General features: G+C 65.8%; 14 protein-coding genes. 8 read left to right on the forward strand and 6 right to left on the reverse strand.

Going from position 1 to position 16,189, the window contains the following annotated elements; translation table 11 throughout:
• Positions 1-144: 144 nt before the first annotated feature.
• Positions 145-3,498, reverse strand: a complete 3,354-nt coding sequence (gene carB, locus ATO11_RS10355; protein ID WP_050530797.1) for a carbamoyl-phosphate synthase large subunit — start codon at positions 3,496-3,498, stop codon at positions 145-147.
• A gap of 152 nt (positions 3,499-3,650) precedes the next feature.
• On the opposite strand from carB, the gene ATO11_RS10360 reads away from it, so the two are divergent.
• Positions 3,651-4,325, forward strand: coding sequence for an HAD family hydrolase (locus tag ATO11_RS10360; protein ID WP_165586953.1), 675 nt, complete (start codon positions 3,651-3,653; stop codon positions 4,323-4,325).
• 12 nt (positions 4,326-4,337) lie between these two features.
• On the opposite strand, the gene ATO11_RS10365 is transcribed toward ATO11_RS10360, so the two are convergent.
• Positions 4,338-5,573: an SAM-dependent methyltransferase gene (locus tag ATO11_RS10365; protein ID WP_050530799.1), complete on the reverse strand. Its 1,236-nt coding sequence runs from the start codon at positions 5,571-5,573 to the stop codon at positions 4,338-4,340.
• Between the two features lie 165 nt (positions 5,574-5,738).
• Between ATO11_RS10365 and aspS the strand changes: the two genes are divergently transcribed.
• Positions 5,739-7,514 (forward strand): aspartate--tRNA ligase, encoded by a 1,776-nt coding sequence (gene aspS, locus ATO11_RS10370; RefSeq protein WP_050530800.1) that lies wholly within the window; start codon positions 5,739-5,741, stop codon positions 7,512-7,514.
• Positions 7,515-7,547: 33 nt separating this feature from the next.
• Here aspS and ATO11_RS10375 read toward each other — a convergent pair whose 3' ends face one another.
• Positions 7,548-8,024: a hemerythrin domain-containing protein gene (locus ATO11_RS10375; RefSeq protein WP_050531096.1), complete on the reverse strand. Its 477-nt coding sequence runs from the start codon at positions 8,022-8,024 to the stop codon at positions 7,548-7,550.
• Between the two features lie 121 nt (positions 8,025-8,145).
• Between ATO11_RS10375 and ATO11_RS10380 the strand changes: the two genes are divergently transcribed.
• The 4 genes from ATO11_RS10380 (at position 8,146) to ATO11_RS10395 (ending at position 13,339) form a co-directional block, all read left to right on the forward strand.
• A complete protein-coding gene (locus ATO11_RS10380) occupies positions 8,146-9,792 on the forward strand; it encodes a sulfatase-like hydrolase/transferase (protein ID WP_050530801.1) in 1,647 nt (548 codons plus the stop codon).
• A gap of 106 nt (positions 9,793-9,898) precedes the next feature.
• Positions 9,899-11,293 (forward strand): DUF1800 domain-containing protein, encoded by a 1,395-nt coding sequence (locus ATO11_RS10385; RefSeq protein WP_050530802.1) that lies wholly within the window; start codon positions 9,899-9,901, stop codon positions 11,291-11,293.
• A gap of 19 nt (positions 11,294-11,312) precedes the next feature.
• The gene (locus ATO11_RS10390; RefSeq protein WP_050530803.1) at positions 11,313-12,542 is read left to right on the forward strand and encodes a DUF1501 domain-containing protein; all 1,230 of its coding nucleotides are present in this window, start codon (positions 11,313-11,315) and stop codon (positions 12,540-12,542) included.
• A gap of 56 nt (positions 12,543-12,598) precedes the next feature.
• A complete protein-coding gene (locus ATO11_RS10395; protein WP_050530804.1) occupies positions 12,599-13,339 on the forward strand; it encodes a GNAT family N-acetyltransferase in 741 nt (246 codons plus the stop codon).
• Between the two features lie 13 nt (positions 13,340-13,352).
• On the opposite strand, the gene ATO11_RS10400 is transcribed toward ATO11_RS10395, so the two are convergent.
• Positions 13,353-14,078, reverse strand: coding sequence for a response regulator (locus tag ATO11_RS10400; RefSeq protein ID WP_050530805.1), 726 nt, complete (start codon positions 14,076-14,078; stop codon positions 13,353-13,355).
• A 127-nt stretch (positions 14,079-14,205) separates the two neighbouring features.
• On the opposite strand from ATO11_RS10400, the gene mce reads away from it, so the two are divergent.
• Positions 14,206-14,610, forward strand: coding sequence for a methylmalonyl-CoA epimerase (mce, locus tag ATO11_RS10405; protein ID WP_050530806.1), 405 nt, complete (start codon positions 14,206-14,208; stop codon positions 14,608-14,610).
• A complete protein-coding gene (locus ATO11_RS10410) occupies positions 14,610-14,891 on the forward strand; it encodes a DUF1467 family protein (protein WP_050530807.1) in 282 nt (93 codons plus the stop codon). The genes mce and ATO11_RS10410 overlap by 1 nt, the downstream gene beginning before the upstream one ends.
• Here ATO11_RS10410 and ATO11_RS10415 read toward each other — a convergent pair.
• Both ATO11_RS10415 and ATO11_RS10420 read right to left on the reverse strand, forming a co-directional pair.
• Positions 14,879-15,583 carry an EI24 domain-containing protein gene (locus ATO11_RS10415; protein WP_050530808.1) on the reverse strand — a complete coding sequence of 235 codons (705 nt, stop codon included), beginning with the start codon at positions 15,581-15,583 and terminating at the stop codon, positions 14,879-14,881. The two genes, ATO11_RS10410 and ATO11_RS10415, sit on opposite strands and share 13 nt — an antisense overlap.
• The gene (locus ATO11_RS10420; protein WP_050530809.1) at positions 15,580-16,158 is read right to left on the reverse strand and encodes a nitroreductase family protein; all 579 of its coding nucleotides are present in this window, start codon (positions 16,156-16,158) and stop codon (positions 15,580-15,582) included. Before ATO11_RS10420 ends, ATO11_RS10415 begins: the two co-directional genes overlap by 4 nt.
• Positions 16,159-16,189 lie beyond the last annotated feature (31 nt).

A 16,189-nucleotide genomic window follows, 5' to 3' on the forward strand; every position in this document is an offset into this window, starting at 1 on the left:
TGCGGCGATCCGACGGGCTTTCTAAGCGCTTTATGCCTGCCAAGTCTGCACGACGCCCAAGCGTTGCGACAAGTTCAACCAAATCGCCGTGCCGGGGGGCGGCCCGTCGATGCGCGGCGGCCTGCGGCCTTGATTCCGCGCGGGTTAGTCCTGCAACGCCATAACCTCCACATCCCCCTCGACCCGCGCCTTCATGGCCAGCGCGGCGGCGTGGGCGGCGGAGGCGGTGGTGTAGTAGGGGATCTTGTCGTAGAGGGCGATGGAGCGGATGGAGCGGCTGTCCTCGATCGCCTGGATGCCTTCGGTCGTGTTCATCACCAGCTGGATGCGGCCGTCCTTCATCTGGTCGGTGATGTCGGGGCGACCTTCGTAGACCTTGTTGACCACCTCGCACGAGATGCCGTGGCCTTCGAGGAAGGCCGCCGTGCCGCGAGTCGCCACCACCTCGAAGCCCAGATCGACCAGCGCATGCGCCGTCTCGACCAGCGCGTCGGTCTTGTCCTCGTTCTTGATCGAGAAGAACACGCGGCCCCCGGTCGGCAGGTCGGTGCCCGCGCCCATCTGCGCCTTGAGGAAGGCGCGGGGGAAGGACGCGTCGGACCCCATCACTTCGCCGGTCGAGCGCATTTCCGGGCCGAGGATCGTGTCGACGCCGGGGAAGCGGGCGAAGGGCATGACGGCCTCTTTCACCGCGAAGGTGTCAATGTTGGGATCGACGAGGTCGAAGGCTGACAGTTTCTCTCCGGCCATGACCCGCGCGGCGATGGACGCGATGGGCGAATTCACCGCCTTGGCCACGAAGGGCACGGTGCGGGAGGCGCGGGGGTTCACCTCGATCAGGTAGAGGTCGTTGCCCTTGACGGCGAACTGCACGTTCATCAGCCCGACCACGTTCAGCGCCAGCGCCAGTTCGCGGGTCTGGCGTTCGACCTCGGCAATGATGTCGGATGACAGGGAGAAGGGCGGCAGGGAGCAGGCCGAGTCGCCCGAATGCACGCCCGCCTCTTCGATATGCTGCATGATGCCCGCGATGTGCACGTCGGTCCCGTCACACAGCGCGTCGACGTCCAGTTCGGTCGCGCCGGACAGGTAGCTGTCGAGCAGGACGGGGCTGTCGCCCGACACCACCACCGCGTCCGAGATGTAGCGTTCAAGCTGGGTCATGTCGCGCACGATCTCCATCGCGCGGCCACCAAGGACGTAGGACGGGCGGATCACCAGCGGGAAGCCGATGTCGCCCGCGATGTGGATCGCTTCGGCATCGGTATGGGCAATACCGTTCCGGGGCTGCAAAAGGCCCAGCCGGTTGACCAGCGCCTGGAAGCGTTCGCGGTCCTCGGCAAGGTCGATGGCGTCGGGCGTGGTGCCGAGGATCGGGATGCCTTCGGCTTCGAGCGCGTTGGCGAGTTTTAGGGGCGTCTGGCCGCCGAACTGCACGATCACGCCGTGCAGGGTGCCGTTCGATTGTTCGACCCGCAGGATTTCCATGACGTGTTCGAAGGTCAGCGGCTCGAAATAGAGGCGGTCCGAGGTGTCATAATCGGTCGAAACCGTCTCGGGATTGCAGTTGACCATGATGGTTTCATAGCCCGCATCGGTCAGCGCGAAGCAGGCGTGGCAGCAGCAATAATCGAACTCGATCCCCTGACCGATCCGGTTGGGGCCACCACCGAGGATGACGACCTTCTTGCGGTCGGACGGGCGGGCCTCGCATTCCACCTCGCCCATCATGGGCTCTTCGTAGGTGGAATACATGTAGGGCGTCTGCGCCTCGAACTCGGCGGCGCAGGTGTCGATCCGCTTGAAGACGGCGGTGACACCAAGGTTGATGCGGGCGCGGCGGACGTTGGCCTCGTCCCGGCCGGTCAGCTTGGCGAGGCGGGCATCGGTGAAGCCCAGCATCTTGAGCGCGCGCAGGCCTTCTTCGGTCACCGGCAGGCCGTCGCGGCGGGTTTCGACCTCGGCCACCATGATCTCGCGGATGCGTTGCAGGAACCACGGGTCGAACTTGGTCTGGGCGATGATCTCGTCATCGGTGAAGCCGAACCGCATGGCGTCGGCGATCACGCGCAGGCGGTCGGGTGTCTGCTGGCCCAGCGCGCGGGTCACGGCCTTGTCGATGGCCTGCTGCGCGGCGGCGTCGGTGCCGAACTTCACCAGCGGCAAGGTGCCTTCGGGGCCTTCGCGGTATTCGATTGCGCTGTCTTGCGGCAGGCCGTCGATGGCGACCTCGTCGAACCCGGTGAGACCGGTTTCCATGGACGCGAGCGCCTTCTGCATCGATTCGTGGATCGTGCGGCCGATGGACATCGCCTCCCCCACCGATTTCATGGCGGTGGTGAGGTAGGGTTCCGATCCGGGGAACTTTTCAAAGGCGAAGCGCGGGATCTTGGTCACGACGTAGTCGATGGTCGGCTCGAACGAAGCGGGGGTGACGCCGGTGATGTCGTTGTCGAGTTCGTCCAGCGTGAAGCCCACGGCGAGTTTCGCGGCGATCTTGGCAATCGGGAAACCGGTGGCCTTTGACGCCAGCGCCGAGGAGCGGGAGACGCGGGGGTTCATCTCGATCACGACCATGCGGCCATCGACCGGATTGATCGCCCATTGCACGTTCGAACCGCCGGTTTCGACCCCGATCTCGCGCAGGACGGCAATCGAGCCGTTGCGCATGATCTGGTATTCCTTGTCGGTCAGCGTCAGCGCCGGAGCGACGGTGATCGAGTCGCCCGTGTGCACGCCCATCGGGTCGACGTTTTCGATGGAGCAGACGATGATCGCGTTGTCCGCCTTATCGCGAACGACCTCCATCTCATACTCTTTCCAGCCGAGCAGGCTTTCGTCGATCAGGATCTGGCCGACGGGCGAGGCATCCATGCCCGAGCGGCAGAAATGCTCGTAATCGGCGCGGTTGTAGGCCACACCGCCGCCAGTGCCGCCAAGGGTGAAGGCGGGGCGGATGATGGCGGGCAGGCCGATCTCTTCCAACGCCTCGTTGGCGATACGCACGCCTTCGGCGAGGTCCTTCTTGCCATCGGACGTCTTGGGGGCGGTGACGATGGTGGCCTTGGGGTTTTCGATCCCAAGGCGGTCCATCGCCTCGCGGAACAGTTTGCGGTCTTCGGCCATTTCGATGGCGTCGCGCTTGGCGCCGATCATCTCGACCCCGAACTTGTCGAGCACGCCCATCTCTTCCAGCGCGAGGGAGGTGTTCAGGCCCGTCTGCCCGCCCATCGTGGGCAACAGCGCATCGGGGCGCTCTTTCTCAATGATCTTGGCGACGACGTCGGGGGTGATCGGTTCGATATAGGTGGCGTCGGCCAGGCCTGGATCGGTCATGATCGTGGCGGGGTTCGAGTTCACGAGGATCACCCGGTACCCTTCCTCGCGCAGCGCCTTGCAGGCCTGTGCACCGGAATAGTCGAACTCGCAGGCCTGTCCGATGACGATGGGACCGGCCCCGATGATCATGATCGACTGGATATCGGTACGTTTCGGCATGGCAGACCCCCGGCGCGCGCAAATTGTCCTGCGTTATAGGGATCGCGCCCCGGTGCGCAAGGGACCGAGGGCAAGAAATCCGGTGCCGAAACCGGAACCATTTGATCCCGCGTTGGTTGCTACCCTGCATGCGCCAGCCGGAGGACCCCCACATGACACGATCAACCGCCCTTCTCGTCGGATCGATCGGTGTGCTGACCGAGTGCTCGGACCTTCAGCGGCGCGCCTTCAACATCGCGTTCGAAGAGCACGGGCTGGACTGGTCTTGGTCGGATGATGAATACCGGTCGCTGCTGGAAGTCCCCGGCGGCAGCGCGCGGATCGCCCACGTGGCGCGCGAACGGGGCGCCGACGTGGATGTCGACGCCGTCTATGCCGCCAAGGTCGCCGCGTTCGAGCGGCTGGTGGACCGCGAGGGCCTGACCCTGCGGCCCGGCATCGCCGACCTTCTGGCCGAGGCCCGCCTGAACGAGATGCGGCTGGGCTTCGTCACCGGCACCAGCACCCGCCAGATCGCGCTGATCGCTGGCGCGTTGCGGGACGAGGTGTCGATGGACGTGTTCGACATCGTGACCAACGGCGACATGGTCTCACGCGGGAAGCCGCACCCCGACATTTACCTGCACGCCCTGAAAGAGATGGACATCCCCGCCAACCGGGCCATCGCGGTCGAGGACACGCCCGAAAGCGCGCAATCGGCGCTGGATGCGGGAATCACGACCTTTGTCTATGCCGGGCGCAACGCGGCCCACCGCCCTGCACCGCATGGTGCGTTCAAGATCGGGTCACCGGTGGAAGCGCTGCGCGAGCGGTCGCGGGCGGCCTGACGCGGGCTGCGATCACCCCGCGCTCTGTTGGCGGAACTGGTCGTTACGCTCCGTCCCGTACAGGTAGTCGCGCGTGATCGGCACCCGGCCCAGCGTCTTGGACAACTGCAACTGGTAGACCAGCAGGACGCCGTACATGAACGACACGCTCATCGATTCAAGGTAGAAGCGCCACATCCGGCAAAACCGGTCGTCGTAAATCTCGCGGACGCGGTCGATATTGGCTTCGAACCGGTCCCGCCATGCGTCAAGCGTGTAGGAATAATGCAGGCGCAGGCTTTCCATGTCGGCGAGGAACAGGCCGGTCTTGTCGACCGACTTCATCAACTCGCCCGCTGACGGCGCGTAGGCGCCGGGGAATATATACTTGTCGATCCACGAATTGGTCACGTTGGGCGGGCCCTTGTGGCCGATGGTGTGGATCAGCGCGATGCCGTCATCCGCCATCAGGTCGCGCACCGCGTCGAAATACTCGCCGTAATTCGGCGCGCCCACGTGTTCGAGCATCCCGACCGACACGATCCGGTCGAACGTTTCGTCGAGGTGGCGGTAATCCTGCAGGCGGAAGGTCACCTTGTCGCTCAGCCCGAGGTCGGCGGCGCGCTTGGTGGCGATGGCGTGCTGGTGTTCGCTGAGCGTCACGCCGGTGACCCGCGCGCCGTATTCCTGCGCCAGCGTCAGCGCCATGCCGCCCCAGCCACAGCCAATGTCCAGCACGTGCTGACCCGGTTCGATGAACAGCTTGTCGGCGATGTGGCGCTTCTTGGCCAGTTGCGCCTCTTCCAGTGTCATGCCGGGACGGGACCAGTAGGCGCAGCTGTATTGCTTGTCGGAGTCGAGGAACAACTCGTACAGGTCGTCGCTCAGATCATAGTGATGTGCGACGTTCGCCTTGGCCTTGCCCACGCGGTTGGCCTGCGCCATCCGCCGCATGGAAAAGCGCGCCTTGTAGACCATGTCGGCGAGGAATGGGTAGACCTGTTCGCGCTGGTTGACGACGCCGATCATCAGCAGGTCGCGCAGCGTGCCCTCGTCGATCACGAGGCGCTCGTCGACATATCCTTCACCGACCGCCAGTTCGGGGTCGCGACACAGATCCCTGACGATGGAGGCATCTTTCAGCGTCACGGCCGCCGCCGGTTCGGCCTCGGTCCCGTAGGTCGAACTGCGACCGTCAGGCCACTTGATGGTCAGCTGCCCGCGCGTGACCAGGCGGCGCAGGAAAGTATCGAGTATTTTCTCCCACATCGCACCATCCCTTGTTAATCCCGGCGCAGACCTTAAGGCGGGTTTCGGCCCGGTGTCAAAGGTTTGACAACCATGGAGTGTCCGACGCGCGGCGGACTGCTTGACAAGGGCGGGCCGCTCCTATGTACCGGCGCGCAGCATCAGACAAATGCCCGGGATTTAGCCATGCATGCCTATCGCAGCCACACCTGTGCCGACCTCAACGCGTCCAACGTGGGCGATACCGTGCGGCTTTCGGGCTGGGTCCACCGCGTGCGCGACCACGGTGGCGTGCTGTTCATCGACCTGCGCGACCATTACGGCATGACGCAGGTGCTGTGCGATCCCGACAGCCCCGTCTTCAACGAGGTCGAAAAGGTGCGCAGCGAATGGTGCATCCGGATCGACGGCAACGTGAAGGCGCGCGACCCCGAACTGGTGAACGCCAAGATCCCCACGGGCGAGATCGAGGTCTTCGTCCGCGACATGGAAGTGCTGGGCCGCGCCGAGGAACTGCCGCTGATGGTGTTCGGCGACCAGGAGTACCCGGAAGAGACGCGCCTGCGGTATCGCTACCTCGACCTGCGGCGCGAGGTGATGCAGCGCAACCTGACGCTTCGGTCGGACGTGGTGGCCAGCATGCGCAAACGCATGTGGGACAAGGGGTTCCGCGAATACCAGACACCGATCATCACGGCCTCGTCGCCCGAGGGCGCGCGCGACTTCCTCGTGCCGTCGCGCCTGCATCCGGGCAAGTTCTATGCCCTGCCGCAGGCCCCGCAGCAGTTCAAGCAGCTGATCATGGTGTCGGGCTTCGACAAGTATTTCCAGATCGCGCCCTGTTTCCGCGACGAGGACCCGCGCGCCGACCGCTCGCCCACCGATTTCTACCAGCTTGACCTCGAGATGTCGTTTGTCGAGCAGCAGGACGTGTTCGACACGATCCAGCCGGTGATCCAGGGCGTGTTCGAGGAATTCGGCGGTGGTCGCAAGGTCGATACCACGTGGGAGCAGATCAGCTATCGCGATGCCGCGCTTTGGTACGGCACCGACAAGCCCGACCTGCGCAACCCCATCAAGATGCAGGTCGTGTCCGAGCATTTCGCCGGGTCCGGTTTCGCCATCTTCGCCAAGTTGCTGGAACAGGACGGCACCCAGATCCGCGCCATCCCGGCACCGGGCGGCGGGTCGCGCAAGTTCTGCGACCGCATGAACGCCTTTGCCCAGAAAGAGGGCTTGCCGGGGATGGGGTACATCTTCTGGCGCGATCAGGGTGAGGGCATGGAAGCGGCTGGCCCGCTGGCCAAGAACATCGGCCCCGAACGGACCGAGGCGATCCGCCAGCAACTGGGGCTGGGCGTCGGCGATGCGGCGTTCTTCCTTGGCGGCAAGCCGTCGGCCTTTGAAAAGGTCGCGGGCCGGGCGCGGGACGTGATCGGGGAGGAGTTGAACCTCACCGACAAGGACCGGTTCGCATTCTGCTGGATCGTGGATTTCCCGATCTACGAGAAGGACGACGAGACCGGCAAGATCGATTTCGAGCACAACCCATTCTCCATGCCGCAGGGCGGGATGGAGGCGCTGGAAGGCGATCCGCTGGATGTGCTGGGCTATCAGTACGACTTGGCCTGCAACGGGTACGAACTGGTGTCGGGTGCGATCCGGAACCACCGGCCCGAGATCATGTTTAAGGCGTTCGAGATCGCCGGATATGGCAAGGACGAGGTCGAAAAGCGGTTCGGCGGCATGGTTAACGCGTTCCAGTACGGCGCCCCCCCGCACGGCGGCTGCGCGGCGGGCATCGACCGCATCGTGATGCTTTTGGCCGACACGGTGAACATCCGCGAGGTCATCATGTTCCCGATGAACCAGAGGGCCGAAGACCTGATGATGAACGCACCCAGCGATCCGACCAGCGACCAGCTGATGGAACTGGGTTTGAGGGTCATCCCGCAGGAGTAACGAAGACGCCGGGGACGTGCCCCGGCGCTTTCTTCAGTCTTCCAGACTGTCTTCCTTCTTCTCTTCGATCAGGCCGCGCTCTTCCTTCTTGCGGGCCTCGAAGCGGTCGCCGTAGCCGGCGATTTCGTCGTCCGAGATCTCCTCGCGGGCGCGGGTGAAGACCTCGTTCTCTTCCTCTTCCATGTGGTGGTCGTATTCGTGATGCAGGGTGTGGAACTTCTGCAGCCAGCCGGGGGAGGACATGTCCATCTCGTTCAGCTCTTCCATCAGGTCGTCGAGTTGCTGGTGTTCATGGACGGAATGACGGGCGGCGTCCTGGCCCCAGGTTTTCGAGATGAGCTTGGAATAGAACGTCTCTTCCTCGGCGGCGGCGTGGCTTTTCACGTCTTCGTAGAACTCTTTCCATGCCTCCTTGCGCGCGTCCGAGGCGCCGGAGGTTTCGGCGATCCGCTCCATCAGGTCGCGGTGGGTGTCATGGTCGTTCTTGATGGCGGTGTAGATGTCGGCCATGGGGCGTGCTCCGTTCGGGATGTGTTGCGCGACCAACGAGCGCCGCGCGCGCCCGGTTCCCGGCAAATGATTGCGCCCGCCTGCCCTGCCCGATAGCGTCGCCGCGATCAGGGAGGGGTCGATGAACATTCTTTTCATCATGTATGACCAGTTGCGGTGGGATTACCTGTCCTGCGCCGGGCACCCGCATTTGCAGACGCCACATTTCGACCGGGTGGCAAAGATGGGCGTGCGGTTCACCAATGCCTACATCCAGTCCCCGATCTGCGGCGCGAGCCGGATGAGCACCTATACCGGGCGCTACGTGTCCTCCCACGGGGCGGCGTGGAACAACGTGCCCCTGCGCGTGGGCGAACCGACGATGGGCGACCACCTGCGCGAGGCGGGGATGGAGTGCTGGCTGATCGGCAAGACCCACATGAAGGCCGACGCCAAGGGCATGGCGCGGCTGGGGCTGGAGCCCGACAGCGTCATCGGCGCGCGGCAGGCGGAGTGCGGGTTCGACGTGTGGGTGCGCGACGACGGGTTGTGGGCCGAGGGCAAGAACGGGTTCTATGACGACAAGCGCTCCCCCTATAACGCCTACCTGCGCGACAAGGGGTACGAGAGCCCGAACCCGTGGCACGACTTCGCCAATTCCGGGGTCGAAGAGGACGGGCAGGTCGCGTCGGGCTGGATGCACGTCAATGTCGACAAGCCCGCCAACATCCGGGAGGAGGACAGCGAGACGCCGTGGCTGACCAGCGAGGCGATCGAGTTCATCGATCAGACCGACGGCCCGTGGTGCGCGCATGTCAGCTATATCAAGCCGCACTGGCCCTACGTGGTGCCCGCGCCCTATCACGACATGTTCGGCCCCAACCACGTGCCCGCGGCGAACCGGCAAGAGGCGGAGAAGGAAAACGCGCATCCCGTCTACAACGCCTTCATGAACGGCCCCGTGGGCCGGGCGTTCTGGCGGGAGGATGCACGGGAAAAGGTGATCCCGGCCTATATGGGCCTGATCAAGCAATGCGATGACCAGCTGGGCCGGTTGCTTGACCATCTGGAGGCGACGGGGCGGATGCAGGACACGATGATCGTCCTGACCTCGGACCATGGCGACTACCTTGGCGATCACTGGATGGGGGAGAAGGACCTGTTCCACGATTGCTCGGCCAAGGTGCCGATGATCATCTACGACCCCCGGCCCGAGGCGGACGCGACGCGCGGCACGACCTGCGATGCGCTGGTCGAGCAGATCGACCTGGCGCCCACCTTTGTCGAGGCGGCAGGCGGGACCGTGGCCGATCACATCCTGGAAGGGCGGTCGCTGATGCCGTGGCTGCGGGGCGAGACACCCGAGGAGTGGCGCGACTATGTCATCAGTGAATACGACTATTCCGGCCGTCCCTTCGCGCTGGACCTGGTGGAGCACCTGCGCGACGCACGGCTGTTCATGATCTTTGACGGGCGCTGGAAGATGATGCACGCCGAGGGCGGGCACCGGCCCATGCTGTTCGACCTGGAATCCGACCCGGACGAGTTGAACGACCTCGCCCGTGGCGACGCGCACGAGGCCGAGGTCGCGCGCCTGTACGGCCTTTTGCACGGATGGGCGCTCCGGCGGTCGCAGAAGGTCACCAGGTCCGATGCCGAGACGCTGGCGGGACACGGGGCGTCGCTGAGGCTGGGCATCCTGACCTTCCTGTACGACGGCAGCGAGGTCCCCGAAGAGATGACCGAGGTCTATCGCAGGCGCGTTGCGCAGGATTTCACCACCTCCTGAGGCGTCTCAGGCGCGGGTTTGCCGACCCTTGCCCCCGTGTCTGTGCAAGGGCCCGGCGGGCGCTTATATTGGCAATGATCGAGGCAGCACGAAGGGCGCTTGCGCCATGGCTTTCCAACCAGTCACAGCGGCGATCCGGTTCGGGTGCGGGCTTTCACCCGTGGTGGCCCCGCCTGCCGATCTAGCCTCCCTGTTCGAGCAGATCGTGGGGCCGGACGAGATGGCGGCGGCCTATCCGCTGATGGAATTCGACGCGTTCCAGGCCGAGATCCTGGAATACCGCGACCTCGTGCGCGCCCGGCGCAAGGCGCGCGGGACCGATGGCTTCCAAGCCCGCCGCAAGGCCGCCAACGTGTTCCGCAAGAACATCCGCCAGCGCCAGATGCGGTGGTTGCAGACCCACATGCTGCGGCGGGTGGACACGCGGCAGGGCCTACGCGAGCGGCTTGTCGCCTTCTGGGCCGACCATTTCACGGCGCAGGGCAAGGGCGGGATCGCGCGCTGGGGTACTACGCCTTACGTCGAAACCTCGATCCGACCGCATGTCGCGGGCAGTTTCGCCGACATGCTGGTGGACGTGGTCACGGCGCCCCTGATGCTGATGTATCTCGACCAGGACCGGTCGATCGGGCCCAACAGCCAGATGGGCATCGTGCGGCGCAACAAGGGGCGACCTTCGGGGCTGAACGAGAACCTCGCGCGCGAGGTGCTAGAATTGCACACGCTGGGCGTGAACGGGCCCTACACGCAGGACGACGTGCGGCAACTGGCCGAGCTGTTCACCGGGATGTCCTTCCAGCCGGAGGTCGGGTTCAACTTTCGCAAGCCGCTGGCGGAGCCGGGAACCGAGACGGTGATGGGCAAGACCTATGGCGGTTCCGACGAGCATTTCAGCCATGTCGAGGAAGCGCTGCGCGACATCGCCGCGCATCCCGCGACGGCGGCGCATATCGCGCGCAAGCTGGTGGTGCATTTCGTGTCGGACACGCCAGACCCAGCGCATGTCGCCCATGTCGAGGCCCGGTTCAACGAAACGGGCGGTAACCTGGCCGAGGTGACCGCCGCGCTGATCGAACACCCCGCCGCGTGGGAGACCGAGCGCCCGAACGTGAAGCAGCCCTTCGAATTCGTGTCGTCGTCCCTGCGCGCGCTGGCGGTGCCCGCCGCCGCGTTCGAGCCGCTGAACGAACGTCAGAGCCAGGCGCTGCTGGCGACGCCGCTTGCGCAGATGGGGCAGGTCTGGGAGCGGCCCGCCGGCCCCGACGGGTTCCCCGAACAGGACGACGCGTGGATCACGCCGCAGGGGCTGGCCGCGCGCCTGAACTGGGCGGTGACGGTGCCGCGCATCCTGATGGGCGACCTGCCGGACCCGCGCGCCTTCGTCGATACCGCGCTTGGGCCGCGCGCGACCGACGCGGTGCGCTTTGCCGCCCGCGCGTCCGAAAGCGTGCATGAAGGGGTCGCGCTGATCCTCAGCTCGCCCGCATTCCAACGACTGTGACCGCAGAAGGGACAGATCGATGACCGACTTCACCCGCCGCCGCTTCCTGACCCGCAGCCTTGCGCTGGGATGTTCGGCGGCTGCAAGCCCGCTGATGACACCCGTCAGCCTTGCCGCCGCGCCGTTCGACAACCGCCTTGTCGTCATCATCCTGCGCGGCGGGATGGACGGGCTTGGCGTGGTCCAGCCCTACGGCGATCCGGGATACGAGGCGCTGCGCGGCGCGCCTGTCCTGTCGGGCGACGATGCGCTGATGGACCTTGACGGGTTCTATGGCCTCAACCCCGCGCTGGCGCCGCTTTACCCGATGTGGCAGGCGGGCGAGTTGTCGTTTGCCCACGCGGTATCGACCCCCTATCGCGGCAAGCGGAGCCATTTCGACGGGCAGGACATCCTTGAAGCCGGGTCGCCCGATGCCGATGGCGTCACCGCGCGGGACGGGTGGCTGAACCGGATGCTGCAGACGGTGCCCGGCATCACGGCAGAGACGGCCTATGCCATCGGGCACGGCGAATCCTACCTGCTGCGCGGGGCCGCGCCGGTTTCGAACTGGTCGCCCGAGGTGGACGTGACGATTTCTCCGCAGGGTTTGCTGCTGGCGGACCTCGTCATGCATGACGACCCGGTGTTCCGCGATGCGCTGGCGCAGGCGTTCGAACTGGCCGACAGCGACGGTACCGAGGTCGCGGGCATGGATGCGACCGAGCCGACGATGGGCGGCGCCGTCCGGTCGATGGCCGAGGCGCGGGGCAACGCCTCCCACACCCGGATCGCGCAATTCGCCGCCGAGCGGCTGCGCGAGGACAGCCGCATCGCCGCCTTCTCGATCAACGGGTGGGACACGCATCTGGGGCAAAGCCGGATGCTGCCGCGCGCGCTGACGCGGCTGTCGGACACGCTGATCACCCTGCGCGACACACTGAAAGGCGACTGGTCGAAGACCACCGTGATCGCGATGACCGAATTCGGGCGCACCGCGCGGTTCAACGGCACCGACGGGACCGATCACGGGACCGGCGGCACCATGCTGATGGCTGGCGGCGCGTTGCGACGGCAGCAGGTGGTCGCGGACTGGCCCGGCCTTGGCGAGGCCGACCTGTACGGCCGCCGCGACCTGATGCCGACGCGCGACGTGCGCGCCCATGCGGCGTGGGTCATGCGGGGCATGTTCGGGCTGGATCGCTCGACGCTCGAGACGTCGATCTTCCCCGGCCTCGACATGGGAGCGGACCCGAACCTCATCGCCTGACGCTTGCGTCCGGTGGCAGACCGCGTAGTCTGCCACCAGGTTGGGCGAGCAAGGCAATGATTTCACGTGATGGTACTGCGGCAGGCGGTCCCGATCTTGGGACCCCGGTGCCGGATTTCACGCCGCCGCCACGGCCCGGTGACCAGCCGCTGATCGGCAACCGCGTGCGGCTGGAAGTGTTGCGCGCCGACGCCCACGCCGCGCGCCTCTATCGCAGTTATGACGGGCACCCGCATGTCTGGGATTACATGCCCTACGGCCCGTTCAGTTCGTCCTCGCAATACCACCGCTGGGTGCGGGAAACCGAAGAGGCCGACGATCCGCGCTTTTACGCGATCTACGACCAGACGGCGCAGGCCTATGCCGGGGTCGCGTCCTACCTGCGCATCACGCCGCAGGCCGGAACGATCGAGGTGGGGCATATCTGCCTGTCGCCCGCGCTTCAGGGCACGCGCGAGGCGACCGAGGCGATGGTGCTGATGATGGCCTGGGCGTTCGAGGCCGGGTACCGGCGGTACGAATGGAAGTGCAACGCGCTGAACGCCGCCTCGCGGCGCGCGGCGCAGCGGCTGGGGTTCAGTTACGAGGGCGTGTTCCGGCAGGCGGCGGTGATCAAGGGGCGGAACCGCGACACGGCGTGGTTCTCGATCATCGACAGCGAGTGGCCCGCGCTGAAAGAGGCCTATGCCGCGTGGCTCGCCCCGTCGAACTTTGATGCCGAGGGGCGGCAGAAGGAACGGTTGAGCGACCTGACGCGGCTGGTGCGGCCGGGCAGCGACCCGACCCTGTCCCGTTAGGGCGGCGCGGGTCCTAGATCGCCATCTGCCGGTCGATCCGCATGGCGACAAGATCGGCGAAATCATGGACCGCACTGCTTGTCGCAACCGATGCCGGGGCGCGTTCCACCTCGGACGACACGGCCTTGGCCGCGTCGAGCAGCGCCTCGTCATCGGCGGTGAGCGCGACACCGGCCGCAAAACGCGCGGCGTAATCCACCAAGGACAGGTTGCCGAGATCGGACAGCACCGAGGACAAGTGCAGCATGTCGTCCTGGAACGCGATTTGGTCGGGCTGCACCACGTCGTGCGGCAGGCGGCGCGGGCCCTTGGGCTGGCGCGTGTCGGGCAGGTGCGACAGCACGGTTTCCTGGAATTCGGCCAGCGACACGACCGGCTTGGCAAGGAACCCGTCCGCCCCTGCAAGCACGGCGGCGCTTGCCTGCGTGTCATCGCCGCTCGACCCGAGGATCACGGCGATCCGGGGCGAGGATGCCGCAGCTTCGGCGATCAGGTCGATCCCCGATCCGTCCGGCAGCCCGACATCCACGATCAGCACCGACGGGCGATAGACCTTGAGATGCCGGCGGGCCGAGGTCAGGCAATCGGCGCGACGAATCCGCGCGCCTGAGCGCAGGCAAAGCAGCCTCAGCGCCTCGCAGGCAAAGCGGCTGTCTTCGACCGCAAGCACGGTCAACCCCAAGAGGGGCCGCGTTTCCGTGGGTTTGGGCAATACGGCACTCTGAAAAAGCTCGTCCATCGTCTCCTCCGATCTGGTGGGAAAACCATGCAGCAAGGCGGCTAACGGAAGGTTAAAACCCGGATGACTTGCGCAGGCCGCCTGTCAGCCGCATAACCTGCGCGACCTCGCAGACGGAGAAAACAGCATGATCGGACGGTTGAACCACGTGGCCATCGCGGTGCCCGACCTCGACGCGGCGGCGGCGCAGTATCGCAACACGCTGGGGGCGAACGTGGGCGCGCCGCAGGACGAACCCGACCACGGCGTGACCGTCATCTTCATCGAACTGCCCAACACCAAGATCGAGCTGTTGTACCCCTTGGGCGACGCGTCCCCGATCCAGGGGTTCCTCGACAAGAACCCGGCGGGCGGCATTCACCACATCTGTTACGAGGTCGACGACATCCTTGCCGCGCGCGACAGGCTGAAGGCCGAAGGCGCGCGGGTGCTGGGCACGGGCGAGCCCAAGATCGGCGCGCATGGCAAGCCGGTCCTGTTCCTGCATCCCAAGGATTTCAACGGCTGCCTTGTCGAACTGGAGCAGGTCTGATGGGTATCACCTCGGCGCTGGTTCTGTACGCGGTGTTCTGGTTTCTTACCTTCCTCGTCGTGATCCCGATCCGGTTGCAGACGCAGGGCGATGTCGGCGAAGTGGTGCCGGGCACCCATGCGGGCGCGCCGCAGATCCACAACCTGCGCAAGAAGGCGCTGATCACGACGGTGATCGCAGCGATCCTGTGGGTCATCGTGGCGACGATCATCCTGACCGGCATGATCACGCTGGAGGATATCGACCTCTTCCACCGCTGGAACAGCGACTACTCGGGCTGAGGACGCGTCCCCGACACGGCGTGGAAGATGTGCGTGAACGTCGCCGCGCCGAGGATCGGAATGACGAGGTTCAGTAGCGGCACGGTCAGCGGGATCGCCATGAGCGTGCCCGCGAGCCAGATCGTTCCCGCGTTCTCGCGCCGGGCGGCGCGCGCGCCTTCGCGCCCCAGCCGCCGCATCGCGGCCAGCGTGAAGTACTCCCGCCCCAGAAGGAACCCGTTCAGCCCCCAGAAAATGAAGATCGCGGCGAAGGGCAGGAAGACGTAGAGGACCAGCGCCACCACGTTCGCGGCGATCAGGATGCCGAGGAAGTTCACCGTATCCCGCACCGAATCCCAGAAGGGCACGCGCGGGGCCGGTGGCAGGTGGGGGTAATGTTTCGCCTCGACCGCGCGGGCGACTTCGTCGAGGAACATCGACGTGATCGCAGAGGCGACCGGCACCATCAGGAACACCGACAGGCCGAGGAACAGGAACACCGTGCCCCACGTGGCGAGGTCACCGATCCACGCCGCGTTGTCGATCCATTCGATCCCCGTCCCGTCGGCCAGCAGCCAGCCCATGATCTGGATGAACCCGGTGCAGGCGGCGATCAGCAACGCGATGGTCAGGCCGATGCCGATGAACAACACGCGCCGGAAGGCCGGGTCACCGACCTGCCCCAGCGCGCGGAAGAACGCGCCGAGGATCATGCGTCGATCCACGTGGTGAGCGCGTCGATATCGGGGCGCGGGCGTTCTGGGGGTGTTGCCTTCTCGGTCCCCAGGTGCACGATCCCGGCCACGCGCTCGCCCTCTTCAAGGTGCAGCGCCTCGCGCACGAAGGCGGCGTCGTGGCTGGGCCAGCCCGACAGCCAGTTCGCCCCCCACCCCGCCGCAAGCGCGGCGTTGAGAAGGGCAAGGCAGACGGCACCCGCCGAATAGGTCTGTTCGATGGCGGGGATCTTGGGCGAGGGCTTTTGCACCTCGACCACCACGACGGCGAGGTCGGTCTGGTCATAGGCCAGCCGCGCCTTGGCGATCTGTTCGAGATCGAGCCCCAGTTCGGCCCCGCGCCGCGCCACCAGGTCACCCAGCCGCGACAGCGCGGCAGAGCGCAGGACAATGAACCGCCATGGCTCCAGTTTGCCGTGATCAGGCGTGCGCGCCGCCGCCGTCAGGATCGTGCGCAGCGTGTCGTCGTCGGGCACCGGCCCCGTCAACGTCTTGGCCGGGCGCGACCGGCGCGTCAGCAGGAAATCGAGGGCGGCATCGTTGCGATCGGGCATGTGGGCGTCTCCGTTTGCGCCGATGTCAGTG

The organism is Pseudaestuariivita atlantica, from assembly GCF_001205715.1.
In the GTDB taxonomy this organism is placed as follows: Bacteria; Pseudomonadota; Alphaproteobacteria; order Rhodobacterales; family Rhodobacteraceae; genus Pseudaestuariivita; species Pseudaestuariivita atlantica.

Bases quoted from the DNA above. Each gene is read 5' to 3' on its own strand.
- carB (WP_050530797.1), bottom strand. From the start codon at position 3,498: ATGCCGAAACGTACCGATATCCAGTCGATCATGATCATCGGGGCCGGT.
- ATO11_RS10360 (WP_165586953.1), top strand. From the start codon at position 3,651: ATGACACGATCAACCGCCCTTCTCGTCGGATCGATCGGTGTGCTGACC.
- ATO11_RS10365 (WP_050530799.1), bottom strand. From the start codon at position 5,573: ATGTGGGAGAAAATACTCGATACTTTCCTGCGCCGCCTGGTCACGCGC.
- aspS (WP_050530800.1), top strand. From the start codon at position 5,739: ATGCATGCCTATCGCAGCCACACCTGTGCCGACCTCAACGCGTCCAAC.
- ATO11_RS10375 (WP_050531096.1), bottom strand. From the start codon at position 8,024: ATGGCCGACATCTACACCGCCATCAAGAACGACCATGACACCCACCGC.
- ATO11_RS10380 (WP_050530801.1), top strand. From the start codon at position 8,146: ATGAACATTCTTTTCATCATGTATGACCAGTTGCGGTGGGATTACCTG.
- ATO11_RS10385 (WP_050530802.1), top strand. From the start codon at position 9,899: ATGGCTTTCCAACCAGTCACAGCGGCGATCCGGTTCGGGTGCGGGCTT.
- ATO11_RS10390 (WP_050530803.1), top strand. From the start codon at position 11,313: ATGACCGACTTCACCCGCCGCCGCTTCCTGACCCGCAGCCTTGCGCTG.
- ATO11_RS10395 (WP_050530804.1), top strand. From the start codon at position 12,599: ATGATTTCACGTGATGGTACTGCGGCAGGCGGTCCCGATCTTGGGACC.
- ATO11_RS10400 (WP_050530805.1), bottom strand. From the start codon at position 14,078: ATGGACGAGCTTTTTCAGAGTGCCGTATTGCCCAAACCCACGGAAACG.
- mce (WP_050530806.1), top strand. From the start codon at position 14,206: ATGATCGGACGGTTGAACCACGTGGCCATCGCGGTGCCCGACCTCGAC.
- ATO11_RS10410 (WP_050530807.1), top strand. From the start codon at position 14,610: ATGGGTATCACCTCGGCGCTGGTTCTGTACGCGGTGTTCTGGTTTCTT.
- ATO11_RS10415 (WP_050530808.1), bottom strand. From the start codon at position 15,583: ATGATCCTCGGCGCGTTCTTCCGCGCGCTGGGGCAGGTCGGTGACCCG.
- ATO11_RS10420 (WP_050530809.1), bottom strand. From the start codon at position 16,158: ATGCCCGATCGCAACGATGCCGCCCTCGATTTCCTGCTGACGCGCCGG.